This window comes from Gilliamella intestini (genome assembly GCF_900094935.1).
Taxonomy (GTDB): Bacteria; Pseudomonadota; Gammaproteobacteria; order Enterobacterales; family Orbaceae; genus Gilliamella; species Gilliamella intestini.
On sequence record NZ_FMBA01000020.1, the window covers coordinates 17,576 to 42,319 of the forward strand.

Annotated in this window: 25 protein-coding genes, 1 pseudogene and 1 riboswitch; of the genes and pseudogenes, 18 read left to right on the forward strand and 8 right to left on the reverse strand. The window is 35.4% G+C overall.

Going from position 1 to position 24,744, the window contains the following annotated elements:
- Positions 1 to 15 precede the first annotated feature (15 nt).
- The 4 genes from GA0061080_RS06705 to GA0061080_RS06720 all read right to left on the reverse strand — a co-directional run bounded on the left by GA0061080_RS06705 (position 16) and on the right by GA0061080_RS06720 (position 3,893).
- Positions 16 to 1,266 (reverse strand): Fe-S-containing protein, encoded by a 1,251-nt coding sequence (locus tag GA0061080_RS06705; protein WP_167349196.1) that lies wholly within the window; start codon positions 1,264 to 1,266, stop codon positions 16 to 18.
- Positions 1,267 to 1,362: 96 nt separating this feature from the next.
- Positions 1,363 to 1,926, reverse strand: coding sequence for an iron transporter (locus GA0061080_RS06710; RefSeq protein WP_091123023.1), 564 nt, complete (start codon positions 1,924 to 1,926; stop codon positions 1,363 to 1,365).
- A 115-nt stretch (positions 1,927 to 2,041) separates the two neighbouring features.
- Positions 2,042 to 3,238, reverse strand: a complete 1,197-nt coding sequence (locus GA0061080_RS06715) for an FTR1 family iron permease (protein WP_209435760.1) — start codon at positions 3,236 to 3,238, stop codon at positions 2,042 to 2,044.
- 16 nt (positions 3,239 to 3,254) lie between these two features.
- On the reverse strand, positions 3,255 to 3,893 hold the full coding sequence (locus GA0061080_RS06720; RefSeq protein ID WP_091123026.1) for a nitroreductase family protein: 639 nt from the start codon (positions 3,891 to 3,893) through the stop codon (positions 3,255 to 3,257).
- A gap of 250 nt (positions 3,894 to 4,143) precedes the next feature.
- Here GA0061080_RS06720 and GA0061080_RS06725 point away from each other — a divergent pair, with 250 nt between their 5' ends.
- From GA0061080_RS06725 to thiD, 13 genes are all read left to right on the forward strand, one after another.
- The gene (locus tag GA0061080_RS06725; protein ID WP_091123030.1) at positions 4,144 to 5,586 is read left to right on the forward strand and encodes an LTA synthase family protein; all 1,443 of its coding nucleotides are present in this window, start codon (positions 4,144 to 4,146) and stop codon (positions 5,584 to 5,586) included.
- A gap of 9 nt (positions 5,587 to 5,595) precedes the next feature.
- Positions 5,596 to 6,219 (forward strand): LysE family translocator, encoded by a 624-nt coding sequence (locus GA0061080_RS06730; protein WP_091123035.1) that lies wholly within the window; start codon positions 5,596 to 5,598, stop codon positions 6,217 to 6,219.
- 161 nt (positions 6,220 to 6,380) lie between these two features.
- Positions 6,381 to 7,343 carry an arabinose-5-phosphate isomerase GutQ gene (gene gutQ / locus GA0061080_RS06735; RefSeq protein ID WP_091123038.1) on the forward strand — a complete coding sequence of 321 codons (963 nt, stop codon included), beginning with the start codon at positions 6,381 to 6,383 and terminating at the stop codon, positions 7,341 to 7,343.
- Positions 7,344 to 7,529: 186 nt separating this feature from the next.
- Entirely contained in the window at positions 7,530 to 8,051 is a 522-nt protein-coding gene (gene aroK, locus GA0061080_RS06740) for a shikimate kinase AroK (protein WP_091123041.1), read from the forward strand.
- Between the two features lie 67 nt (positions 8,052 to 8,118).
- Entirely contained in the window at positions 8,119 to 8,934 is an 816-nt protein-coding gene (locus GA0061080_RS06745; RefSeq protein ID WP_091123045.1) for an SPOR domain-containing protein, read from the forward strand.
- 49 nt (positions 8,935 to 8,983) lie between these two features.
- On the forward strand, positions 8,984 to 9,805 hold the full coding sequence (locus GA0061080_RS06750) for a Dam family site-specific DNA-(adenine-N6)-methyltransferase (protein ID WP_065636551.1): 822 nt from the start codon (positions 8,984 to 8,986) through the stop codon (positions 9,803 to 9,805).
- 37 nt (positions 9,806 to 9,842) lie between these two features.
- Positions 9,843 to 10,520 carry a ribulose-phosphate 3-epimerase gene (gene rpe, locus GA0061080_RS06755; protein WP_091123049.1) on the forward strand — a complete coding sequence of 226 codons (678 nt, stop codon included), beginning with the start codon at positions 9,843 to 9,845 and terminating at the stop codon, positions 10,518 to 10,520.
- Positions 10,513 to 11,208, forward strand: coding sequence for a phosphoglycolate phosphatase (locus GA0061080_RS06760; protein ID WP_091123053.1), 696 nt, complete (start codon positions 10,513 to 10,515; stop codon positions 11,206 to 11,208). Before rpe ends, GA0061080_RS06760 begins: the two co-directional genes overlap by 8 nt.
- 23 nt (positions 11,209 to 11,231) lie before the next feature.
- The gene (trpS, locus tag GA0061080_RS06765) at positions 11,232 to 12,227 is read left to right on the forward strand and encodes a tryptophan--tRNA ligase (RefSeq protein WP_091123057.1); all 996 of its coding nucleotides are present in this window, start codon (positions 11,232 to 11,234) and stop codon (positions 12,225 to 12,227) included.
- A 107-nt stretch (positions 12,228 to 12,334) separates the two neighbouring features.
- Positions 12,335 to 13,696, forward strand: a complete 1,362-nt coding sequence (gene trkA, locus GA0061080_RS06770) for a Trk system potassium transporter TrkA (protein ID WP_091123062.1) — start codon at positions 12,335 to 12,337, stop codon at positions 13,694 to 13,696.
- Positions 13,697 to 13,734: 38 nt separating this feature from the next.
- A riboswitch (TPP riboswitch) is annotated at positions 13,735 to 13,836 on the forward strand.
- Positions 13,837 to 13,905: 69 nt separating this feature from the next.
- Positions 13,906 to 14,694 carry a hydroxyethylthiazole kinase gene (thiM, locus tag GA0061080_RS06775; RefSeq protein WP_091123066.1) on the forward strand — a complete coding sequence of 263 codons (789 nt, stop codon included), beginning with the start codon at positions 13,906 to 13,908 and terminating at the stop codon, positions 14,692 to 14,694.
- A gap of 8 nt (positions 14,695 to 14,702) precedes the next feature.
- Positions 14,703 to 15,344 carry a thiamine phosphate synthase gene (thiE, locus tag GA0061080_RS06780; protein WP_091123070.1) on the forward strand — a complete coding sequence of 214 codons (642 nt, stop codon included), beginning with the start codon at positions 14,703 to 14,705 and terminating at the stop codon, positions 15,342 to 15,344.
- Positions 15,345 to 15,355: 11 nt separating this feature from the next.
- Entirely contained in the window at positions 15,356 to 16,150 is a 795-nt protein-coding gene (gene thiD, locus GA0061080_RS06785; protein WP_091123074.1) for a bifunctional hydroxymethylpyrimidine kinase/phosphomethylpyrimidine kinase, read from the forward strand.
- 130 nt (positions 16,151 to 16,280) lie between these two features.
- Here the strand turns inward: thiD and GA0061080_RS06790 are convergent, their stop codons facing one another.
- Positions 16,281 to 16,493 carry a Flp family type IVb pilin gene (locus GA0061080_RS06790; RefSeq protein WP_091123077.1) on the reverse strand — a complete coding sequence of 71 codons (213 nt, stop codon included), beginning with the start codon at positions 16,491 to 16,493 and terminating at the stop codon, positions 16,281 to 16,283.
- Positions 16,494 to 17,056: 563 nt separating this feature from the next.
- Here GA0061080_RS06790 and GA0061080_RS06795 point away from each other — a divergent pair.
- From GA0061080_RS06795 to GA0061080_RS06805, 3 genes are all read left to right on the forward strand, one after another.
- On the forward strand, positions 17,057 to 18,145 hold the full coding sequence (locus GA0061080_RS06795) for an RNA ligase RtcB family protein (protein ID WP_091123081.1): 1,089 nt from the start codon (positions 17,057 to 17,059) through the stop codon (positions 18,143 to 18,145).
- The gene (gene prfH / locus GA0061080_RS06800) at positions 18,145 to 18,762 is read left to right on the forward strand and encodes a peptide chain release factor H (protein WP_091123083.1); all 618 of its coding nucleotides are present in this window, start codon (positions 18,145 to 18,147) and stop codon (positions 18,760 to 18,762) included. The genes GA0061080_RS06795 and prfH overlap by 1 nt, the downstream gene beginning before the upstream one ends.
- Before the next feature lie 162 nt (positions 18,763 to 18,924).
- Positions 18,925 to 19,956 (forward strand): AI-2E family transporter, encoded by a 1,032-nt coding sequence (locus GA0061080_RS06805; RefSeq protein WP_091123087.1) that lies wholly within the window; start codon positions 18,925 to 18,927, stop codon positions 19,954 to 19,956.
- A gap of 149 nt (positions 19,957 to 20,105) precedes the next feature.
- On the opposite strand, the gene mnmE is transcribed toward GA0061080_RS06805, so the two are convergent.
- From mnmE to GA0061080_RS06820, 3 genes are all read right to left on the reverse strand, one after another.
- A complete protein-coding gene (gene mnmE, locus GA0061080_RS06810) occupies positions 20,106 to 21,467 on the reverse strand; it encodes a tRNA uridine-5-carboxymethylaminomethyl(34) synthesis GTPase MnmE (RefSeq protein ID WP_091123104.1) in 1,362 nt (453 codons plus the stop codon).
- Positions 21,468 to 21,604: 137 nt separating this feature from the next.
- Positions 21,605 to 22,198, reverse strand: a complete 594-nt coding sequence (locus GA0061080_RS06815; protein WP_167349197.1) for a YdcF family protein — start codon at positions 22,196 to 22,198, stop codon at positions 21,605 to 21,607.
- 4 nt (positions 22,199 to 22,202) lie between these two features.
- Complete coding sequence (locus tag GA0061080_RS06820) at positions 22,203 to 22,772, reverse strand: DNA-3-methyladenine glycosylase I (RefSeq protein ID WP_091123094.1); 570 nt, start codon at positions 22,770 to 22,772, stop codon at positions 22,203 to 22,205.
- Between the two features lie 236 nt (positions 22,773 to 23,008).
- Here GA0061080_RS06820 and GA0061080_RS06825 point away from each other — a divergent pair.
- Positions 23,009 to 24,358, forward strand: a pseudogene (locus GA0061080_RS06825) (MFS transporter).
- Between the two features lie 153 nt (positions 24,359 to 24,511).
- The coding region (locus GA0061080_RS06830) for a transposase (RefSeq protein ID WP_141683105.1) at positions 24,512 to 24,744 on the forward strand (233 nt) is incomplete at its 3' end.

A 24,744-nucleotide genomic window follows, 5' to 3' on the forward strand; every position in this document is an offset into this window, starting at 1 on the left:
CCTTTTAATACGCTTTTATTTAAAACGACTTTTCTCTGCTTCAAGGTTAGCTCGGCGAATCACCATATTGCCGTCAATAATTTCGTATTTAAGTGGAACTGGGTTACATCCTCCTGAAAATCCAATCGTTGCAATATTCATTACTACATCACACAAAATACAAACCACTTGATCGCCACGTTGATAGTAACCACTTGCACCACAAATATCGCAAGCATCAAACCCAACACCATAGGCATTTTCACTTTTTTTGATAACAATAAAGCGAACTAAAGTTCCATCTATTGCTTGATAACCATAACGATGCAAATTACCGTCGTTCACTTTATCAAGAGGGATAACAATTAAGCCATCAGCATTAGGCGATATAGGCTCTGCCGGTGTAAGTTCTACGCCTTTTTCAAAAATGTAACGCGCACGCGTCACAGTATATGCGGTGATTGCTGTACCTGCCATAATCATTAGGGCAGATCTTCTATCGCTACGTAATTGCGCTTTAAGTTTGCGAATTTGAGCAGAATTATTACCCACTAACGAAGTTGTTTTTGATTTAATATATAAAACAATGGCTAAACAAAGCGTAATTGCCATGAAAGTAAAGATAAAGAAATTAACATGACCAAGAATAAAAATAACCAATTCCATCATCCATGGTTGGGATGAAATAAAACGCCTAACAATTAAAATTTGTAGAATATTAATACTATTTTGAATAGTGAAAATAGTAATTGACAGTGAAGTAATAGCAAAAATAAATTTTGTCGATAATCGTCCACATATACGGAAAGTAAATAGCCCTGTTAACAAGATTATAAGTAAAGCAAATCCATAACCAACCCATTTAAACAAGTAATCATTATTAAAAATAGAGTCCATCCCGACAGAAAATTCGAATGGATAGAGCATTAAATTAGGTAAAAACTGTGCGTTAATCAAACCAATACTGAGCACAAATAATAATGTAAAAAAGAATTTACCAGTTCGGTTATGGGTGGATTTTTGCAAGCAAATAGCAATAATCAACAGTATAGCAATAATAACCCAAGGTATGATAACCCCAAGATCATAATATTCACGAACAGCAAACCCTGTGTTGCGTTTTAAAATGGCATAAATCAATGCAGCAATAAAGCCCAATACAAAACCAAACCAAATAATTTTTTTAATATGATGAGGCGTGGATCTTATAATTGCAGCGCTCAATAATGCCATCATCATTGCTGGAACGAAAGTATTATCGGTAATATTGATAAGGTATTGAAGCATATTCATTGCCTAGCTATTGCAAATATTATTGGTGAACATAATGCTCACCAATAACTGATTATTAATTATTTAATATAATTAGTTATTTTAAAATCATTACCATGCGCGTGGAATGTAATCAAAGTCCCAAGAAACTTCGATAGGTTTGGTCCAAAAACGCCCTTCCACACCGGTTTCTTTATCAACATGTAGTAAATAACCTTGCTTCTCTGGGTTTTCAATCATAAATGTTACTTTATATTTACCAGCACCATCTAGTTTTATATTATTACCATAGTGAGGACCATCTGATGCATTCATTGGCATAAAGTTACCTTCAATTACTTTATCACTGCCCTGTTTTTGAATTTTATATTTTACAGTTAAGTAAGGAACAAAATCACCTACACCATAACCTAAGTTATTACCTTCTGCAGCTGAAATATCAGCTTCAATGTGCATGTCTGATTTTGAGGCTGGTAACCCCCCCATACCAGCGGGTTCCATATCAACTGGTTGGAAATAAACAGCACCAATGTGTAATGGCCCCACGGTTACTTCATCGCCAATTGGAAATTCTTCAAATCCTTTTTGTTCGCCTGGTGCCGGTGCTGCTGCGTGAACGAATGAAGATAAGGCAAGTATTGAAGCAATACCTGCTGATAAAACTAGTTTTTTCATTGAAAACTCCTTCTCTTAGTTTTTGAAAATTTATTGTTCTTTTTTTGGGTATTAACACAACTCAGTTTTTAAATCCGCATTTAAGCAATTTTAACCAATTAGGTAATCTTAATAATTATTGTTTTTTACAACTCTGTTTAGTTTTGTAATACATGACAGAAACTATCACAATAAATACCATAATTATTTGTGGAACTAATGTCTCGACTGTTGGGTAAATACCTAAAACTTCAACAGAATGTATAAAATCAACAGAGGTAACTGGGATCATATCTGCCTCTTGTAATTCTTTTACTCCACCACCGGCAAAAGCTATTGCCATGATATACATCAAAATACTAGTGCCAATAAAGAATGGACGAATTGGTAATTTCATGGTACCAAAACGAATAACGGCAAAAATAATCGCAAGAATTATCGTTCCAATAGCTAGTCCATACCAAACCATATCCATGTGTTCTTTAGCTTCAACTAGCATTGCTTGGTAAAACAGGATCGTTTCAGCTCCTTCACGAAAAACAGCTAAAAAGGCAGCAAAACCTAAGGCAAAGCGGCTACCAGATGACACTGCAGTTTGTACTTTTTCTTCAACATAGCTTTTCCAAGCCTCAGCTTCTGCCTTTGAAAACATCCAATTACTAATAAAAAATAGTACGACTGTTGCCAATAGCATAGCAATTCCTTCAATGATTTCTTGATTTGCACCACCAATATCAAACACAGTATGAAGAGCAATTGCCGCTAAAATACTGGCAAAAATAGCTACAAGTGAGCTCATATAAACTACTTTTACCATGGCAAGATGACCAGAACGAACCAAATAAGCTGAAATTGCCGCAATCACTAAAATCGCTTCTAGCCCTTCCCTAAAAATGATAATAAACGAAGCTAACAGAATGCTCCAACCGCTCTCTTGCTTACCATCTAATTCGTTAGCATCTTCATGTAACATTTTTAAAATAATATTAATTTCATTTCTAACTACTTTGTTCGATGCCCCATCGGTCATTAAACGCTTAATTTTGGCAAATTGATATTCGGTATCGGTTCCCCGTTTACCCGAAATATAAGACATAACCGCACGCTCAACCCCATGCTTTTCATAAAAGCCAAAATAGGCATTATTAACTCGAGCTTTAGCACGCTCAGCATCTTTCATAAAATAGATATCATAAGCGTCATTTAAGATGGTATCCATTTCGTCAACAATGGCATTCCAACTTTCGTATTTTTTTTCGGCAGCATAAGATGATGGAGCCAAAGCCATTAAAATTCCAATAAGGAGCAAAGCGAGTGTTAAAAATCGTTTCATATACTGACTTTACCTTTTATTTTCCTATTAAAAGCATACCGAGTGGTTTACTGCCTTCAGGTAATTGTAGCTCTTGGCTAATGGCTTCTGCTTTAATGGAGTGAATATAACGAGCGCTTAATTTTAGTGCCGACGCAACTAAATAAGCATTTTGGCTCATTGCACCAACGGCTGTGTAACTAAAGTTAGCGATTTGTTCTGGATTTATATCGGTTAATGCACTAGCATCCGACACAAAAATCAATGAATAGGCGGCCCGCTTTGTAAAACTTTGCAAACCAATATCAGCACGAATATCTTTATTATTAACTTCTTTTAAATAATGACCTTCCCACTCATATAAAAAAGTACCCTTTTCACTAGCTACATAAATTCGTACGTAAGGTGGTTTACCCTTAACCATCGGCACCGTCCACCCTGTTTTACCACGATTTAAACCACTTGCAGCCCAAAGTACTGTCGAAAGTTCGTCATCAGAAATTTTACCAGTAGGAAAACCACCACCAGGAGTTGAAGATCGTTTTTTTAAGCTTTCGAATAAACTCACTCCATCTTTAGTTTGAGGGGTAGGTAACACAATATCGGCATAACAAAAAGAGTGTGAAAACAGATATACAAATAAAATAACAACTATTTTCCGTATAAACCATGGCATAGCAACCTCGGATATTATCGCAATAAATTCATCAATATCTTATTGCGAATAGAATTAATTATCAACCTCAAATAATAACAATTATCATTTAAGGTGCTATGACACAATAATTCTTATTCATGCAATACATACTCAATTTCGAATTTCAAAACTACAAATCAAACAATATCAACCGATATTTTTATTTTTTTATTCATTAAGTATATACTTAGGCAAAATTGATTTTTGAATATATTGAGTAACAAATCTTATGCCATTATCGACATTAATTGTTTTGCCACTTTTTATTATTACAATTGCTTTTGCCTCGCTCTTTAAACAGAAAAAATGGCAAATGCTAAACATAACTTTACTAACAATTTTTATTGTAATGGAGCTAACTTCTATCTATTTTAGTGGTGGCTTTATTGATTATCAGTTTTATGTAAATTTAAACATTAATGACATAATCGAAGGGCTATTTATTTTTAAATTGCAAGCAGCCTTAGTTATCGTTGTCTTTTTTGCCCTTATTTTTTTGCTATCAAAACTCGCAGATTTATGCAAACGTAAATGTCATTTAGTGTTTCGTCTGTTGCTAGCCTTTGTGGCAATAATATCCATCAGTTACCATAATGGTCCATTCAGTCGTTTATACGAAATCTATCAGGTTACAAGCGCACCTCGTGAGCCATTTGAGCAGGCGTTACAATCACTTAATATGACTCACTATACCAATAAAGACCAGCTTGTTAGCCATCAAGGTAAAAATATTATTGTTTTATCTTTAGAATCATTTGAGCAAGGATTTTTCGATTTTGAAGATATTACCCCTAATTTACAAAAACTTCGCCAAAATTATACCTTTTTTGCTAATATGCCCATGAGTCCAGGAAGCTCTTGGACTACCGCATCAATGTACACTTATATGACCGGTATGCCCTTTCTAATTGGTGGCTACACGACATCACCACTAATGCGTGCAAACGAAACAAATCTCGTTAGCTTGGGAGATGTACTTAAAAAAGCTGGCTACCAAACCCGTTATGTAATAGCCGGACCTGAGTTTGCAGGTATTGGGCATACAGTGGATATGTTAGGTATACAAGTTATTTCTGAAAAAAACTACGTTGGACAATATCCATCAGCACCATTTGGGTTATATGATAAAGATATTTTTGATATAGCGAAAAAACAAATTACGCAAATGCGTCAAAACAATCAACCGTTTGCCTTATTTGTGTCAACGATTTCAACCCATGCACCAAATGGTTTTGATGATGAAAGAATGAAACCCATCATTTCGCCTAAATCTGATAACATGTCGTTCGTTGCCGCATCTTTAGATCATAATTTAGGAATTTTTATCAATCATTTAAAAGATGAGGGATTATTGGAAAACACCGTATTTTATATTTTTCCTGATCATTTGATGATGGGATCAGGCACACCAATGATCAATCGCCTGTCACAAAAAGAGCGCAAACTTTACTTATTAACGAATGCTAACACTCAAGATCTACAAAAAACAACTGATCAAACTATTTATCAAATTGATTTGCCTCGTTTAATTCTAAATGGTGCAAAAGTTGAAAGTAATGCCAAATTTTTGACAGACTATTTAACTGAACCTAATTTTGATAAAAAACAGTTTATTGAACAAAATAAATCTAATATTGCAACGCTCAATAATTCAGCACAAGTATTTAAATAGGCACGAAAAATGACGTTTGATACATTAATTTTTGTCTCTATAATTAGCTTTTTAGGTATGATCTCACCTGGACCTGATTTCTTTTTGGTGCTAAAAAATAGCTTAAGCTATAACCGCAAGATGGCATTGCTAACTTGCTTAGGCGTCATCATCGCTATCTTAGTTCATATGAGCTATTGTATTGCGGGCATTGCAGTACTTATCACCACCACTCCACTTCTTTATAACGCCTTACGCTATGCGGGTGCCACTTACTTAATATGGCTTGGTGTAAAGGCTCTGCTCGCTCAAAAATTAAATACCACCTATATTGGTAAGCCACAATTTATGCAGCCAATTTCAGAAAAATCAGCCTTTATGCAAGGTTTTTTATGTAATTTACTTAATCCTAAAGCAACGTTATTTTTTTTAGCTATCTTTACTCAAGTCCTTAATGCAGAATCATCAACACTTGATAAGCTCATCGTTGCATTTATTATTTGGATTGAAGGTGTTTTTTGGTGGCCTTTTGTCGTATTTATTTTTCAAAGGCAAAGCGTACAGCGACGTTACTTTAAAATTCAATTTATAATTGATAAATTACTGGGTATTATTTTAATTACACTAGGGATCAAAGTTGCTTTAGGTTTTTAGATTATTAAAAGTTAACAAGTAGATATTGATATGATACTTTTTTGAATATTCAACCGTTAATTGTTAAACTAATACCAATTTAGCTTTTATAATCGTTATCCCCCCCCTATTCACCGATTATATTTGCCGTTTATTTATTTTTATTCGATAGGTTAATTAAAATGGATAAAATATTACAATATGGTCGAGAGCTTCTAGAATTAGAGTTACAAGAAGCAAAAAAATTGCCTAATCGGCTTGGCAAAGATTTTATTAATGCTTGTCAACTAATTTTAAGTACCAAAGGTAAAGTTGTTGTTTCAGGTATTGGAAAATCTGGACACATAGGAAAAAAAATTGCCGCTTCGTTAGCAAGTACAGGTAGCCCAGCTTTTTTTATGCACCCATCGGAAGCCTTACATGGTGATTTAGGAATGGTCACCCAAAACGACGTAGTCATTTTAATTTCTTATTCTGGTCGAGCTAAAGAATTTAATTATATTTTACCTATTCTTGCTGAAATGAATGTACCCGTTATTGCTATTACTGGAGGATTAGATTCACCGCTGGCTAAATCAGCCCAAGCCATTCTTGATATTTCAATTGAAAAAGAAGCCTGCCCAATGGGACTTGCACCGACATCAAGTTCAACCAACACATTATTAATGGGCGATGCGCTAGCAATTGCTGTAATGCGCGCACGAGGGTTTAAGGAAGAAGACTTTGCACGATCCCATCCTGCTGGTAGCTTAGGAGCTAAATTACTCAACCATGTACGGGATATAATGCGAACCGGGGATCGAATACCTAAAGTGCCACAAACAGCAACAGTTCTTGATACAATGTTAGAATTAAGCCGTACAGGTGTAGGCTTAGTTGCAATCTGTCAAGATAATAATAAAATAGCAGGTGTATTTACTGATGGCGATTTGCGCCGATTATTATTAAAAAAGGGAACACTACAAGATAATATTATGGACGTTATGACCTGTCCTGGACATCGTATTCCTGAAAATTGGAAAGCGGTTGAAGCATTAAAATCATTTAATGATCATAACATTACCGCCGCACCGATTGTTAATAGCAAAGATGAATTAGTGGGCGTTTTAAACATCCATGATTTGCATCAAGCTGGTATTAGCTAAAACTATTGGTAAATACCTATTGCCAAAAGGTACTATCTATTGAGATAATTACCAACCTAAATTTTTGTCGTTAGACGGAGATCCAAGAAAAGTTACACAGTAATAACTAAAATAATTTTATAAATTATAATGAGTTATTAGTGTGTTGTATATTTTTAACCCAAATTAATAGATGATGAAACTACAATGGCAGAAAAGCGAAATATCTTTCTAATTGGCCCAATGGGGGCGGGAAAAAGTACAATAGGCCGACAAATTGCACAACAGTTAGGCATGGATTTTTTTGACTCTGATCAAGAGATTGAAAAACGTACTGGTGCAGATATCGCATGGATTTTTGACCTAGAAGGGGAAGAAGGGTTCCGTGCCAGAGAAGAAAAAGTTATTAACGAATTGACTGAAAAACAAGGTGTCGTTCTTGCAACAGGTGGTGGTTCGGTCTTATCTAAAGAAACACGTAATCGATTATCTGCTCGAGGAATCGTTGTTTATCTCCAAACAACCATTGAAAAGCAAATGGCAAGAACACAAAAAGATAAACGTCGTCCATTGTTACAAGGCAGTAACACACCGCGTGAGCTTTACGAAGATCTTGCAAATGAACGCGAACCTCTTTATGAAGAAATTGCTGATATTACCATTAAAACCGATGAACAAAGTGCCAAAGGTGTTGCAAGTTATATTATCGATAAAATAGAACAAATTTAAATAGCTTATTTTAGAAATAATAACTAATCATGAAGCAATAAATCTTTTGATAGGTTAAGGAGTAAGTATGCGTGTAGATAAAGATGACCGTTATATATCAGAACAACCTAATAAGGACTCTACGCCCTCATTAAAATTGCTCGGTTTTCTTCAAGATTTTCCAAGGAAAAAGTTAATTATTTTCGGTTTAACAATTATTATTTTTTTATTATTTTGTTTGATTATCTTTTATTCTTTTCCCAAAAAACCAGAAATATCATTAGCACCGCCAGAGGTTAATGGAGTAACGTCAACACAAGAAACCAATGATACAATCACTGATGAACAAAACACTAGTGAGGTCAATGGAAATCAAATTAGAGGTACTAATTCAATAATAGAAACATCATCAGACAATACTTTGAATCAATCTAATACGCAACTTGAATCTTTTGGTAATACAAATAGTAACTTAAGTTCATTAACTAATAATCAAAATAAGGGTTATAAAGCAAACCATCAGACTGTTACAACATCTAATGATAATGCTGTCGCTAGTAAGACCAATACGAAAAAAAATAACCATAACTCGGTTAATAGCAAAAATGAAAATGTTGGTTTAGAAAAAAACATTAAGATAAAAAATGATCACTATGTCATTCAGCTTAGTGCATCTAAATCATTGGAAGGATTAAAAAAATTTATCAAACAAAATAATATAACCGATTACCATATTTATGAGTCTAAACATCAATCTGGTTCGTGGTTTGTTTTAATAAAAGGTAATTATTCATCAATAGATGAAGCGAACAAAGCGATTAAGTCTTTACCAACTGCACTGCAAAAAGACAAACCATGGGTTAAATCTGGTGCAACAATTAACAAAGAAAAAGTAACGAAATAACAAGAAATATCGTTTATTTATCCGATCAACGACAAATTAGGAGTATCCGTTGAAGAAGCAACGAGCCTTTTTAAAATGGGCTGGAGGGAAATATGAGCTCGTGGACACAATTAAACGGTATCTACCAGAAGGCGAACAACTAATTGAACCTTTTGTCGGGGCTGGTTCTGTATTTTTAAATACTAACTACAAAAGTTATATTTTAGCGGATATCAACAACGATTTAATTTCATTATTTAAATTGTTACAATCAAGCCCTGATCAATTTATTAGTGACCTTCGATTGTTATTTTCCACTCAAAATAATAATCCTGATGCGTTTTATCAACTGCGCGATTTATTTAATGGTAGTAAAGACCAATATTTTAGATCACTTTTATTTGTCTACTTAAATCGTCATTGCTATAACGGTTTATGTCGTTATAACAACAGCGGGCTATTTAATGTCCCATTTGGGCGTTATAAGACAATTTATTTCCCTGAAAAAGAACTCTATTTTTTTGCAGAAAAAGCGCAAAAAGCTCAGTTTATTTGTGCGCCTTATCATAAAGTAATGAAACAAGCAAAAAAAAATTCAGTAATTTATTGTGATCCGCCCTATATATCACCGAATGAATCAGCTGGCTTTACAGCCTACTATTCAAATATATTTGGATTTGAAGAACACAAAAAACTATCAAAATTAGCTGAAACCATAGCATATAAAAAAAATATACCTGTACTAGTGTCTAATCATTATACTGATTACACAATGACCCTTTACAGTAAAGCAAGTGAGCTTTATCGGGCAGAAATGAGGCGCTCAATTAGCTGTGCTGGTGAAGGCCGTAAAAAAATTGACGAGATTTTAGCGTTATATAAAAAGTCATAAGCAGGTTTGGTTAAAGTAAAGTTATTAGAGGTAGGTTATGAAAAAATACATTATTGCGCCATCAATATTATCAGCCGATTTTGCGCGTCTTGGCGAAGATACTCAAAAAGTGCTTGATGCAGGAGCCGATGTTATCCATTTTGACGTAATGGACAATCACTTTGTTCCCAACCTAACTATGGGTTCAATGTTTTGTAAAGCTTTACGCGACTATGGCATTAGCGCACCTATTGATGTACATTTAATGGTATCACCAGTTGAAGATCTAATAACTAGTTTTGCTAATGCTGGGGCAAGCAATATATCAATCCACCCTGAAGCCACTGTTCATTTAGATCGTTCATTGCAATTAATAAAAGATCACGGTTGTACAGCTGGTATTGTATTTAATCCCGCAACCCCGTTAAACTATTTAGATTATGTCATAGATAAAATTGATATTATTTTATTAATGGGCGTTAACCCTGGCTTTGGTGGACAATCATTTATTCCATCAACCTTAAAAAAACTACGACAAGTAAAAAAACGTATTATTGAATCTGGACGCGATATTCGATTAGAAATTGATGGCGGCGTAAAAGTAGAAAATATTGCTGAAATAGCTAAAGCTGGTGCGGACATGTTTGTTGCTGGTTCAGCTATATTTAACCAACCTGATTATAAAACCGTTATTGATGCCATGCGTAAAGAATTAGCAGGAGTTCAACATGACTAAATTAAATGACATTCAGGCCGTAGCTTTTGATTTAGATGGTACACTTGTCGATAGTGTCCCAGGGCTTGCACTGGCCTCACAAAAAATGCTAGCAGATTTAAACCTACCAACAATTAGCAATGAACAAATCAAAAACTTCGTAGGTAATGGTATTGATATCATGCTAGAAAGAGTATTTAAAGCAATTGAAGTCGATCCATCAACAGAACTCTTTGCCAAAGCTAAAGATCTATTTAATCAGCACTATGATAAAGTCATTGATGCAGAAACTAAATTATTTTCCAACGTTAAAGAGACCTTAAAAGCACTCTATGATAATAATTATCCACTCGCATTAGTAACTAATAAACCTGCACAATTTTTACCAGCTTTACTGACTTCTTTAGGTATAAAAGAGTACTTTTCATTAGTGCTTGGTGGTGGAGATGTGATTAAATTAAAACCACACCCAGCGCCCTTATATCAAGTTATGGCAACATTTGGATTGTTTAGTGATCAGCTCTTGTTTGTGGGTGATTCTAAAAACGATATCACAGCAGCGCAAAATGCCAACTGCCCGACGGTAGCATTAAGCTATGGCTATAATTATGGCATCTCGATCGCTACGAGCAATCCTGATTTTTTATTGGATGATTTTAAAGACATACTAACATTATTACCTCAGCCCAAAGCTGATGCAAAAAAATAATTAGCATAGATTAGGAATAAATTATGAGTAAACCGATTGTATTTAGTGGCGCTCAGCCATCAGGAGAACTAACACTTGGCAACTACTTAGGTGCATTAAAAAATTGGGTGGCTTTGCAAGGTGAATATGATTGCGTTTATTGTATTGTCAATCAACATGCGATCACAGTACGTCAAGATCCCAACAAATTACGCAAAGCCACATTAGATACACTTGCCCTTTATTTAGCTTGTGGAATTGACCCCAAACAGAGCACTATTTTTGTACAATCACACGTCCCTGCACATGCAGAACTTGGTTGGGCATTAAATTGTTACACCTATTTTGGTGAACTCAGCCGTATGACACAATTTAAAGATAAATCATCACGCCATGCCGAAAACATTAACGCAGGTCTATTTGACTATCCAGTACTTATGGCAGCAGACATTTTGCTTTATCAAGCAAACTTAGTACCTGTGGGCGATGATCAAAAGCAACATCTTGAATTATCGCGTGATATTGCTATGCGCTTTAATGCACTTTATGGGGATGTTTTCACCGTTCCTGAACCGTTTATTGCTAAAGTTGGTGCACGCGTTATGTCATTACAAGAACCAACCAAGAAAATGTCAAAATCAGACGAAAATCGCAATAACCTAATAGGGTTACTCGAAAACCCAAAAGATATTGAAAAGAAAATAAAACGAGCGATGACTGATTCTGATGAACCACCAGTCGTTCGTTACGACATAAAAAATAAAGCTGGTGTATCAAACCTACTTGATATTTTAACGGGTATCACAGGAAAGCCTATTGCTGAGCTTGAAAAAGAATTTGAAGGCAAAATGTATGGTCACTTAAAAACCGAAGTGGCAACTCAAGTTATTGACATGTTAACCAACTTGCAAGCTAAATATCATGAGTATCGTGATGATGAAAGTTACTTATTTTCAATCATGCAAGAAGGTGCCGAAAAAGCACGCTCAAAAGCCGAACCAACATTGAAAAAGGTCTATGACGCAATTGGGTTTGTTTAATTACTAAAACAATACTCTATTGTTACAAAAATAAAATAGTATGTAATGGCTTTAATAAACTAGATAACCAAGCAACCATTAAAGCCATTTAACGATACAGGTTAGTTATGAAGATTATTATTCTTGGTGCAGAACAGACAGGTAGTGCGCTTGCTGAATATCTCGTTACCGAAAAGCAAAACGATGTTACAGTGGTTGATGAAGATCACGACAAATTGCAATCTTTGCAAGAACGCTTTGATTTACAAATAATTTGTGGCAAACCATCTTATCCGCAAGTCTTAAAAGATGCCGGTGCCGAATCAGCAGACATGCTTGTTGCGGTTACTAACTCTGACGAAATCAACATGATAGCTTGCCAAATTGGACATGTGATGTTTCACATTCCCCAAAAAGTCGCGCGTATCAGAGAGCCCGAATACAATAACGAAGATTACCCCTGCTTCAACAAAGATTGCATTAACATTGATCATATTATTGCTCCAGAAAATCTTATCACCAACCATATTAGCCAGTTAGTACAATACCCTGGTTCACTGCAATTTGCCTCTTTTTGTGATAATCGTGTCTGCTTAGTAGCTGTAACTGCCTATTATGGTGGTGCTTTAGTGGGTAACGAACTATCCGAACTCAAAGAACATTTACCACATGTTGAAGCTCGTGTCGTTGCCATTTATCGTAAAAATCGGTTTATTCGCCCACTCGCCTCAACCTTAATAGAAGCGGGTGATATGGTCTACTTCATCACACCGCCAGTCAATATTAAAGCCGTTACTAGCGAATTACAACGATTAGAAAAGCCCTATAAACGAATTATTATCAGCGGTGGCGGAGGTATCGCTGTTGCTTTAGCAAAACGTTTAGAAAATGACTATCAAGTCAAACTAATTGAACGAAATGCAGAGCGTGCAGAATTAATTGCCGAGCAACTTATTAACACCACGATATTGCATGGAGAATCATCTGACCAAGAATTACTATCACAAGAGCAAATAGAGCTTACCGATCTATTTATTGCGGTAACTAGCGATGATGAATCCAATATTATGTCATCCATGCTTGCCAAAAGAATGGGCACTAAAAAAGTCATTGTATTAATTCAACGCCAAGCCTATCTTGAACTGATTAATGACAGTGTGATTGATATTGCCATTTCCCCACAACATGCCACCATTTCAGAACTATTAAGTCATGTAAGGCAAACTGGCGTAGTTAAAGTTGTCTCGTTAAGGCAGGGCGAATCTGAAATTATCGAAGTCGTTGCTAATGGTGATAATGACACCTCAAAACTTGTCGGCAAAAATATTAATAGCCTAAAACTCCCCTCAGGGGCAACTATTGGCGCAGTAGTTCGTGGTGAAGATATCATTATTGTCAATACGGATCTAACTATTGAAAACAACGATCACCTGATCATCTTCTTACCCGATAGAAAAACAATTACTGATATAGAAAAATTATTACAATAGCTTGTTAATAATAAATAGTCAGTTCATAATAACCAATAAATTTTGACTCGGGGTGTTTTTTGTTCTAACAAAAAACTGAGATCTTACCCGTTGTACCTGATCTGGATAATACCAGCGTAGGGAAGTCTCAGCCATAAAAACCCTAGCTTAAGTTTGGCACATTCTTCCCTGCATTTACCGATTAATAAATAAAAAAGGAAGGAAAGAATATGCCAATAGCCCAACCATTCCAAACTGCGCAAGCAATTACATTTATCAACCATATAAAACAACAGTGCCCACTAGTACATTGTATCACCAACGACGTAGTCCAAAACTTTACGGCTAATGTACTCCTTGCTATTGGTGCATCGCCAGCGATGATTATTGCCGAACAAGAAGTTGAATCATTTGTGATCATTGCCGATAGCTTACTAATTAATATTGGCACCATCCACAACAGTACAGCTAACAGCATGCTACTTGCAGCCAAAAAAGCCCAACAAACACAAACCCCATGGGTACTTGACCCTGTCGCAGTTGGACCATCGCTTAGTTATCGAACCGATATTGCTCATCAATTGTTATCATTTAATCCAACAGTAATACGCGGTAATGCTTCAGAAATACTCGCGTTAAATGGACAAAACGCCTCATCCAAAGGACCAGATAGTCAAGACTCAACCCAATCGGCTTTAAATACTGCCAAAGCACTTGCACAACAATACCAAACTATTGTTGCTATGACTGGTGATGTCGATTACATCACCGATGGCAACACCACCTATAGCATAACAGGTGGTGATGTAGCGTTAACAAAAGTGACAGGAACGGGATGTTCATTATCTGCCATGGTAGCGGCTTTTATTGCAAACTCACCCGATCCATTACAAGCCACTGCATCAGCATGTTTAATGATGAAAAAGGCAGGCGAGCTTGCCAATAAACAGCAAGGACTAGGCACCTTTGCTGTTTCAATATTAGATCAGCTCTCTACATTTAACTCAACGCACGAATAAGGAAACAAATGAAAAAACAACTCGATCTTACTCTTTATTTAGTTCTTGATCCCTTATTATGCGAAGGAATTAATGGCATGGTAAACACCACCAAAATTGCCATTGCTAATGGTGTAACGGCAATTCAATTAAGATCAGAACAAACATTTTCAGGTAAAGATTGGTATTACGCCGCATTAGCATTAAAAGAAACACTAAAAGGCACGCCTATACCACTATTTATAAACGATCATGTTGATATCGCACTTGCTGTTGATGCTGATGGTGTACACATAGGGCAAAGTGATCTTCCTGTCGATGTTACACGACAACTTATTGGCAATAAAAAATGGTTAGGATTTTCAATCTCAAACCACCAGCAACTTAATGCTGTGCCTTGGCAAAAAGTCGATTATTTAGGAATTGGTCCAATCTATCCAACTGCAACCAAAAAAGATGCCGCCAAAGCGCTTGGTACTAAGCAATTAACCGAATTAGTAAAATTAAAACAGTGCCCAGCTGTTGCTATTGGAGGTATTGATGAAAGCAATATCACTGACGTCATTCACACAGGTATTGAAGGAGTTGCCGTCGTTTCGGCAATTTGTGGTAAAAAAGATATTCAACAAGCAACATTATCACTTATTAACAAAATCAAACAAGCTAAATAGGAAAGATTATCATGACAACAATTGCACTCACCATTGCTGGATCAGACCCTAGCGGTGGTGCAGGTATTCAAGCCGATTTAAAAACCTTTTCGGCACTTGGTGCTTATGGCATGTCAGTTATCACCGCGCTAACGGCACAAAGCACACAAGGGGTTGATGCGGTACTTGCAATATCGCCCGAATTTATTGAAGCCCAATTTAACACGCTTTATCAAGATATCAAAATTGATAGCGTAAAAATAGGAATGCTGATGAATAAAGAGATAGTCACAACCGTTCACCATCTTCTTAAAACAAACCCAATTCCAGCTATCGTATTAGATACCGTAATGGTTGCCAAAGGTGGACACCCTCTTTTAAAATCCGATGCTGTAACGGCCATTCGTGAGCTTTTATTACCCCTAGCCACCATTATCACTCCCAATCTACCAGAAGCTGCTGCATTACTTGATTGTGATGAAGCAAAAAACGAAGATGAAATGCAAAACCAAGGGCAAAAATTACTCAAACTAGGTTGCAAAGCAGTATTAATGAAAGGTGGACACTTACCAAGCAAAGAAAGCCCTGATTATTTGATCACACACAATAATATAATAAGAATGACCTTTCCACGTATCCAAACTAAAAACACTCATGGAACGGGGTGCACATTATCAGCAGCTATTGCAGCATTATTACCTAAAAATAATTTAGAAGAAGCAATCGTCCAAGCAAAAAATTATCTACAAGGCGCAATTAGCCATGCCGATGATTTAAATATAGGGAAAGGAATTGGACCAACGCATCATTTTTACCAATGCTGGTGAAATACCATATTATGATTTGCTACCACTATAAACAATCATCTGTTTTACTACACTTTAATCAAACGCCTAATGCCATAGCTTTATGGCGTAACTCTTATTGATTAAAAAACAAACATCTTTAATCCATTTTCTATTGCAGTATAGATAATGATTTAGCTTTTAATAGATTAAATGTTGTTTTGAGCAACGACATAATAGGTCCCTGATCACTACTACTAAAAATGAATAACACCGTGGCTGAAACACCAGCCATTACAATCGCATATTCGAGTGCACTTACACCTTGTTCATTTTTAACAAATTTACCTAAAAAACCTCTTACTTGAGCATGAAGTTTAAACAACTAGAGGGATTCTACATCTTAGTTATTTCCAAAAATCAAAAATAGATTGTTAAACAACCCCGTTAAAAAGAATAAAATAATTTTAAATAGATTTTATGCATTAACACCTACCGAAGAAGCTATTTACTCATTTTTATTTCAAAAAAATACTAAAATTTTTTATTCTGCTATTTACTTCTTATAAGAAGATAACTATGATATGCGCCATTATTAACTGCAAAGGAGAATTATTATGATTTATTTAACTAACCTTTGCAGGCTTATCGCAAAATAATTAAGTAATTACTCTTCATAAATTTTTGCTTCAATTTATTCTGCCGATTCTAGCCTGCCAATTAAAATTATACCCAATGTTTAAAGACAACTTTATATTAAATAAAGTAGCTACTGTTTTAGACAAACAATCAATTTATTGTGTTCTAATCACTATTAAATAGAGTTAGATGTTAAGTAAGCTTTAATTTTCAACATCACTTTCTTACATGTGATTTTTTCAAAACAATAGTCTTTATACGTCTTCAGGGTACAACAAAAACAATAATATTTATTAAATGGATTGATATATGGACAATTCTATACAAGTGCTATCTGACAAAGCGTCATATATAGCATCAAAAAATACTTGGATCGAAGGGTTAGCTATTGAACAATTACTGTCAACTGCAAATTTACCGAATATGATTAAAGTCGTCGGTATGCCAGATCTTCATCCAGGAAAAGGCTACCCTATTGGAGCTGCTTATTTAAGTTGTGAAACCATTTACCCAGCCTTAATTGGTAGTGATATTGGTTGTGGTATGGGTTTTTGGCAAACAGAAATCAATATAGCTAAATTAAGCATTGATAAACTAGAACGGCAGATCGGTAATATTGATCAACCAGATATACGGCACAAATATAATCTAGGTACAATCGGCGGTGGTAACCATTTTGCTGAATTACAAAAGGTTAGTAAAATTTTTGATGAACAGTTATTTAATCATTATCAACTTAATGCTAAAAAATTATTTTTATTGGTGCATAGTGGATCAAGAGGATTAGGACATCAAATTTTACAAAACCAGTTATCACGTTTTGGCTATCAAGGTTTACCTGATAATAGCCCTGAGGCATTAAACTATCTAGCTAAACATGATAATGCCGTAGCATTTGCAAAATTAAATCGCCAAGTGGTTGCTGAAAGATTAATGACAAACCTTAATACTCAAGGTAATGAAGTGCTAAATGTCTGCCATAATTTTCTAGAAAAAGTAACATTAGCCCAAAAAGATTATTGGTTACACCGTAAAGGAGCCTCTTCAGCGACAGATGAACTAGTGATAATCCCAGGATCACGCGGGGATTATAGCTATTTAGTCCAACCAATAAAGTGTGAAAATTTATTAATGTCATTGGCTCATGGTGCTGGGCGTAAATGGCGGCGAGCTGACTGTAAGGGAAAATTAGATAAGCGGTATTCTATGCAAGAATTGAAGCGAACTAAACTGGGTAGTCGCGTAATTTGTGAAGATAGTAGCTTAATTTTTGAGGAAGCACCACAAGCTTATAAATCAATCGATAGTGTGATTGAGTCGATGCAACAGGTCAATATTGTTAAAGTGATCGCACAGCTTACTCCAATATTAAATTATAAAACACAAGGAGGTCATTAATGGCATTACTCTTTTTTTCATCTGCCCGAGGACCTGCTGAGTGCAGTTTAGCGGTTGCCAAAGCGGTAACTCAATTTTTAAGTGAAGCAAGTAAATTATCGGTAACTACCGAAATAGTTGAAAGTGTATTGGGCGAAAAGCCCAATACTTTTCGATCTGTGCTTATTTCGGTTGACGGTTTACAAAGTGAACCGTTAATTCAACGTTGGCTTGGAACCATACAATGGATCTGCCAAAGTCCGTATCGACAAACGCATAAACGTAAGAATTGGTTTATCGGTGTTACTTGTCTAGAAAATCCTTTGCAAATAATAGATAGTAACATTGAATTTACGACTACGAAGTCATCAGGTGCAGGTGGTCAACATGTCAATAAAACCGAATCGGCAGTAAGAGCAACCCATATAGCAACAGGTATTAGTGTTAAAGTGCAAACAGAACGAAGCCAACATGCCAATAAGCGGTTAGCTAAATTATTACTAGCCCATAAGCTTGCCCAATACGAAGCAAATACACATCAACAACATAAAGCCGAACGCCAACAATTTCATTATTCTGTACCAAGAGGTAATAGTAGTTTAATTTTTTATGGTGAAGGATTTTATGAAAAAAAATAATAATTATTCGATTTTTATTATTATAAAATATCCTCTAAAGCTTATTTTATTTGATTAATAATAAGCGGAAGAATAATAAAGCATCTGTTATAATTTTACCCATATTTTAATTTATATATTTGTAAATATATTGCATTGATTATTAAAGGAAATAATACAACAATGTTACTTAATGACAATCAAAAATTAGGTCTATTTTGTCTGGCGCTGTTTTCCGGTAGTTTCATTATTTTAATGCACGTGCATTTAATGCCGGCAGTGATAGCGGGGTTGTTGACCTATACGTTAACACAAAAACTAGATAATTTTTTGTCACGAAAAATGGTACGGTTTAGCCATCAGTCAAAATTAATTTCGGTATTAGTGCTAACGACTGTGATTATTGGTATTTTTATTGGTGGCTTTTGGTATTTGTTTGCTTGGTTTGTTGATATGGCCAAGCATCCAACCGAAACGTTAACAAATATAAGATTAGTCGTAAACAATGTAATAAACAGCTTACCGTCAAACGTTACTCATTATTTACCTGATAATATTGATGAAATTGAATCAACTATCATGATTTATCTTAAAGAGCATGTCTTTTATTTACAATCAATTATTAAAAAAGTATTTCATGATTTAGTCATATTAATTGTAGGAATGATTATTGGATTAATTTTAGGTTATAAACAAAACCAACGTAATGCGGTTCATAATCCAGTGACAAAAAGGCCATTAACTAAAGCGTTAAAAGCCAGTTTAAACCGATTAGTTGTGGTATTCCAATATGTTGCTATCTCTCAAGTTGTGATTGCTTTATTTAATACGATAATGACTGCCATTTTGCTATTTATTATTTTGCCTATGTTTGGCATTCATTTACCATTTAGTAAAAGTTTAGTGCTAGCCACATTTGTTTTTGGGCTTATTCCCATTATTGGAAACTTGATTGTTAATGTATTAATCTTTTTTGTTGCATTTACCGTATCGTTTACTGTTGCAATGGTAATTATTGTGTATTTAATTTTAATTCATAAAATGGAATATGTGCTTAATGCAAAAATAGTTGGGGCAAAAATTCATGCAGGTATCTGTGAATTGTTAATAGCAATGCTCTTTTTAGAAACTCTTTTTGGCGTGATTGGTTTAATTTTTGCACCTATTTTTTATGCGTTTATAAAATTATCATTAAAAGAACTAAGAATTATTTAAGTCTATTGAAATTAAGATTTGTATAAATTGATATTTAACTGATTTTTATAAAATAAATTTCCATAACAAAATAAATTATCTAATTCATTTTATGGGCATTATCTAGTTTGTTATGAAACTAGATAATGTTACCATCTGGTCGTTTATCTCTACTTTCCAATACAAAACGAACTAAATATACGACCTAACAAATCATCAGAAGTAAATTGCCCTGTAATTTCACTTAAAGCTTCTTGCGCTAGTCTTAATTCTTCGGCAAGTAATTCACCAGCATGGAATGTGATAAGTTGGTACTTACCATTATTTAAATGCTCTGCTGCCTTTTCAAGTGCTTGCAGGTGGCGGCGTCGGGCTAAGAATCCACCTTCAGTACTGCTAGTAAAGCCCATGGCCTGTTTTAGATGTTCGCGCAATAAGGTAACGCCTTCGCCTGTTCGTGCCGAAAGTTGAATGAGTGAGTAGCCGTTTACTTCGCTATATCCTAGTGCTTCACCAGTTAAATCGGCTTTATTACGAATTACAGTTACTGGCATATTTTTAGATAAGCGTTCAATAAATTCTGGCCATAGCTTTTCGGGGTTGGTTTCTGTTGTGGTTGTGCTGTCTACCATAAACAGTACCCTGTCGGCTTGTTCAATTTCTTGCCAAGCACGTTCAATACCGATTCGTTCCACTTCATCACTTGCTTCGCGTAGTCCTGCAGTGTCAATAATATGTAGTGGCATGCCATCGATGTGGATATGTTCACGCAGTACATCGCGCGTAGTGCCAGCTATGTCGGTAACAATGGCTGCGTCACGCCCAGCTAAGGCATTAAGTAAGCTTGATTTACCTGCATTTGGTCGACCAGCGATGACAACTTTCATACCTTCACGAAGTAGCGATCCTTGTTTAGCTTCTTGCCTAACTTCGTTTAAGTGTGCAATCACTTCATTAAGTTGAGCTTCAATTTTGCCGTCAGATAAAAAGTCGATTTCTTCTTCAGGAAAGTCAATCGCCGCTTCAGTAAAAATTCTTAGATGAATCAATGATTCAACAAGTACATCTATTTTCTTTGAAAAGATGCCTTGTAGCGATGAAACCGCCGATTTTGCCGCTTGCTCAGAACTGGCATCAATTAAATCAGCAATTGCTTCAGCTTGAGCAAGATCTAATTTATCATTTAAAAATGCGCGCTCTGAAAACTCCCCCGGTCGAGCAATGCGGACACTTGGGATTTCAAGAATGCGTTTTAAAAGTAAGTCTAAAATAATCGGTCCACCATGACCTTGTAATTCAAGCACATCTTCGCCCGTAAATGAGTGGGGATTAGGAAAAAATAAGGCAATGCCTTCATCTAACGTGCTGCCATCTGATGCTAAAAAAGGCAAATAATTGGCATAACGAGGTTTAGGCAATTTGCCCAATACCGCTTGAGCAACAGTTTGAGCCTGAGGCCCTGAAACACGCAAAATACCAACCCCTCCACGCCCTGGGGGAGTTGCTTGTGCAACAATCGTATCTAAGTTCATTCTTTTCATTTTTAAATTAAACAGCAATGTTGCCATGATATCATGGACAACAAGTAAAAACAGCTGTTGCTTATGGCAATGCCACCATTAGTTGGGTGAATTTAAAAAATCGTAAAAATTCGATTTAATCACAAGCATTAGCTTTTTTTAGCTTTAGGATGATCAAATAACCAAGAATTTGCTAACGCAAGTGGTTCTCTTATCATTGCAATATATTTATCAAAATTAGTCCAACTCAATGGTGCCGATAATCCTGATACTTCATTAAAACCCGAGCGTTTAGCTAGCATAATTGAGCGTAATAGATGAAAATCATTCGTTACAATAACCGTGTTTCCTAATGGTAATACGTCATTTGCATATATAAATTGTTGAGCAGTTCGGGTTGATTTATCTTCAATATGAACCCTTGAAGATTCAATGCCTTTTTTGATTAAGTAATCAGCCATTACACTAGCTTCGCTTGCTGACTCATCTTTGCCTTGCCCGCCACAAACAATGACTTTTGTATTGGGATTATTTTGCAAATAATTAATCGCAACATCTAAACGAGCTTGTAATGTTGGAGGTGCCTGCGCTGGTGTTCCCACTACTTGAGCACCTAAAATCACCATGGTGTCGGCATTATCTTGTGGTTTTTGTTCGGCATAACTAAGAATAATCACATTACACACAATAAAATAACTTAATATGGCGATAATGGCATATTTTACTAGTTGTATCATTTTCATTAACTTAAATTCCTTTTTTAAAGCAATCTTCAAAATGGTCATTGACTAATCCCATAGATTGCATAAATGCATAACAAATGGTGGAACCAACAAAACTAAAGCCTTTCTTTTTAAGTGCTTTTGACATTTTGTCGGATATTTCTGTGCTAACTGGCAATTCGCTTTTGTCTTTGTAATGATGAGTGATCGGTTTACCATCAACAAAAGACCAAATAAATTGAGAAAAGTCTTCATTATTTTTTTGCATCAATAAATAAGCTTGGGCATTTTTAATTATACTATTGAGCTTTAAGCGATTGCGTATTAATCCTTTATTCTGCATGAATAATTCAATATCTTGTGCAGTTAGTTGGACAATTTTTTCAGGATTAAAATCAAAAAAATAACGGTGATACTCGTCTCGTTTTTTCAGTACCGTGATCCAAGATAACCCCGCTTGTTGTCCTTCCAAGCAGATTTTTTCAAATAACTTAAGGCTATCATATTGGGGAATACCCCATTCGTTGTCATGATAAGCAATATAAAGCGGATCGTTTGTAACCCAACTGCAACGTTTTACTTTTTGATGTGTCATTAAATGATCCTTTTGGATTAACCACATGATAAATAATGAGTTCGGTTATCCAATAAAATTATAAATAGTTTAAGATTATAAAGCAAATATGCAGTTTAATGTCATTCATTAAATTTTTTTATGATGGGAAAAAAGACTTTTTTGTGACAAAATGGAGACTCTTTATAAGATTCAGTCAAAAAAATATATTTTCTTGATTTTCTATCTCAATTTAACAATAAGAATAAGGTTAGTTCATGAATCAGTCTGAAATAAATGCACAATGGCAACCCAATGCGCGGCCATTAAATAGTAAGGATTTAAAAACATTAGTGTTATAGTCTTTAGGCGGTACGCTCGAATTTTATGATTTTGTTATTTACGCACTTTATATTGATACCATCGTTAAACCACTATTTTTGCCTGATACATTATCGCCTTTAACGTTAGATTTGTTTGCTTGGGGTATTTTTGCTGCTGGTTATTTGGTTCGTCCTGTTGGTGGCATAATTATGGCGCACTTTGGTGATAAAGTGGGACGTAAAAAGATGTTTACCCTAAGTGTCGCAATGATGGCATTACCGACGTTTATCATCGGGATTTTACCCACTTATGAAATGATCGGCATTTTTGCACCGCTATTGCTTTTAGTCATGCGCATGTTGCAAGGTGCCGCCATTGGTGGCGAAATGCCAGGAGCTTGGGTATTTATTGCCGAGCATGTACCAAAGCAACGTTATGGACTTGGTGTCGGTACATTAACATCTGGGATTACTGGCGGTATTTTACTTGGTTTTATTGTGACTATTATTATTGATCTTTGTTTTACTACTGTAAATATTTTAGATTATGCTTGGCGTATTCCGTTTATTATTGGTGGTATTTTTGGCGTTATTTCGGTTTATTTACGTCGATTTTTATCTGAAACACCTATCTTTAAAGAGTTAGCGGCACGCAAAGCAATTGAAAAGAATATTCCTGTCGTTACCGTGCTTCAAAAACATAAAACAGCTTGCCTAATTGTAGCTCTTTTGACTTGGTCGTTATCGACGGCAATTATGGTGGGTATTTTGATTACACCAAGTCGTATTGTAGGTGGTATGTACCATTTTGCTAATCTTGATTGGCGTATTGGTGGTTGTATTGCAGCACTAACTTTGACTATCGGTTGCGTTATTTTTGGTTGGTTAGAAGATAAAATAGGTACAACAAAAACAATGCTGATTAACTGGGGCGGGCTTGCTATTATGAGCATTGTATTTTATAGCTCTTTGTCGCCAGATATGTCCTTAACTAAACTTTATTCGCTTTGGGCTGTATTTGGGCTATTTATTGGTTCTATTGCAATGACAGCAATAGTTGGTACAAGAGCTTTTCCTCCTGCGATCCGTTATTCTGGTTTGTCATTTTCGTATAATTTAGCCTATGCGCTATTTAGTGCATTTACACCAGCATTAACCATTTATCTATTAAGCCCTGAACATTTATTAGGTCAATATAGTTATCTTGGTGCTGGTATTTACATCTCTTTTGTGGCGTTAATTGCGGTTGGAGTCGGTTTCTTTACTTTAGCTAAAAATGGCTGGCAAAGTGATGCAAATCATTAATAAATAAAAGCCCAAATAATAAAAACATTAATTATAAAATATTAACAAAAAAGCAGGACTAATAGCCTGCTTTCAGATTGATGACAAAGAACTCGCTTTTTGGCGAGTTCTTTGATCTAATAGAGAGGAGTCCATTATAAGAGGAATTCTTCTATGCTAAAAAAACCAACTCCAGCGACACCAGAAAAAATAGAGCAAATCTCACTAGATGCGCTTGTTCCTCAAAATCATCTTGTTCGTAAAATAGCTAAAGTCATTGATTTTGAATTTATTCGAGAAGCGGTAGCACCACTTTATTGCCCTAATAACGGTCGTCCGGCAGAAGATCCGGTCAGACTGTTTAAAATCATGCTATTGGGGTATCTTTTCGGTATTCCCAGTGAACG

What these genes read in the sequence shown, in the direction of transcription:
- GA0061080_RS06705 (WP_167349196.1), bottom strand. Translation starts at nt 1,266, where the DNA reads ATGCTTCAATACCTTATCAATATTACCGATAATACTTTCGTTCCAGCA.
- GA0061080_RS06710 (WP_091123023.1), bottom strand. Translation starts at nt 1,926, where the DNA reads ATGAAAAAACTAGTTTTATCAGCAGGTATTGCTTCAATACTTGCCTTA.
- GA0061080_RS06715 (WP_209435760.1), bottom strand. Translation starts at nt 3,238, where the DNA reads ATGAAACGATTTTTAACACTCGCTTTGCTCCTTATTGGAATTTTAATG.
- GA0061080_RS06720 (WP_091123026.1), bottom strand. Translation starts at nt 3,893, where the DNA reads ATGCCATGGTTTATACGGAAAATAGTTGTTATTTTATTTGTATATCTG.
- GA0061080_RS06725 (WP_091123030.1), top strand. Translation starts at nt 4,144, where the DNA reads ATGCCATTATCGACATTAATTGTTTTGCCACTTTTTATTATTACAATT.
- GA0061080_RS06730 (WP_091123035.1), top strand. Translation starts at nt 5,596, where the DNA reads ATGACGTTTGATACATTAATTTTTGTCTCTATAATTAGCTTTTTAGGT.
- gutQ (WP_091123038.1), top strand. Translation starts at nt 6,381, where the DNA reads ATGGATAAAATATTACAATATGGTCGAGAGCTTCTAGAATTAGAGTTA.
- aroK (WP_091123041.1), top strand. Translation starts at nt 7,530, where the DNA reads ATGGCAGAAAAGCGAAATATCTTTCTAATTGGCCCAATGGGGGCGGGA.
- GA0061080_RS06745 (WP_091123045.1), top strand. Translation starts at nt 8,119, where the DNA reads ATGCGTGTAGATAAAGATGACCGTTATATATCAGAACAACCTAATAAG.
- rpe (WP_091123049.1), top strand. Translation starts at nt 9,843, where the DNA reads ATGAAAAAATACATTATTGCGCCATCAATATTATCAGCCGATTTTGCG.
- GA0061080_RS06760 (WP_091123053.1), top strand. Translation starts at nt 10,513, where the DNA reads ATGACTAAATTAAATGACATTCAGGCCGTAGCTTTTGATTTAGATGGT.
- trpS (WP_091123057.1), top strand. Translation starts at nt 11,232, where the DNA reads ATGAGTAAACCGATTGTATTTAGTGGCGCTCAGCCATCAGGAGAACTA.
- trkA (WP_091123062.1), top strand. Translation starts at nt 12,335, where the DNA reads ATGAAGATTATTATTCTTGGTGCAGAACAGACAGGTAGTGCGCTTGCT.
- thiM (WP_091123066.1), top strand. Translation starts at nt 13,906, where the DNA reads ATGCCAATAGCCCAACCATTCCAAACTGCGCAAGCAATTACATTTATC.
- thiE (WP_091123070.1), top strand. Translation starts at nt 14,703, where the DNA reads ATGAAAAAACAACTCGATCTTACTCTTTATTTAGTTCTTGATCCCTTA.
- thiD (WP_091123074.1), top strand. Translation starts at nt 15,356, where the DNA reads ATGACAACAATTGCACTCACCATTGCTGGATCAGACCCTAGCGGTGGT.
- GA0061080_RS06795 (WP_091123081.1), top strand. Translation starts at nt 17,057, where the DNA reads ATGGACAATTCTATACAAGTGCTATCTGACAAAGCGTCATATATAGCA.
- prfH (WP_091123083.1), top strand. Translation starts at nt 18,145, where the DNA reads ATGGCATTACTCTTTTTTTCATCTGCCCGAGGACCTGCTGAGTGCAGT.
- GA0061080_RS06805 (WP_091123087.1), top strand. Translation starts at nt 18,925, where the DNA reads ATGTTACTTAATGACAATCAAAAATTAGGTCTATTTTGTCTGGCGCTG.
- mnmE (WP_091123104.1), bottom strand. Translation starts at nt 21,467, where the DNA reads ATGAACTTAGATACGATTGTTGCACAAGCAACTCCCCCAGGGCGTGGA.
- GA0061080_RS06815 (WP_167349197.1), bottom strand. Translation starts at nt 22,198, where the DNA reads ATGAAAATGATACAACTAGTAAAATATGCCATTATCGCCATATTAAGT.
- GA0061080_RS06820 (WP_091123094.1), bottom strand. Translation starts at nt 22,772, where the DNA reads ATGACACATCAAAAAGTAAAACGTTGCAGTTGGGTTACAAACGATCCG.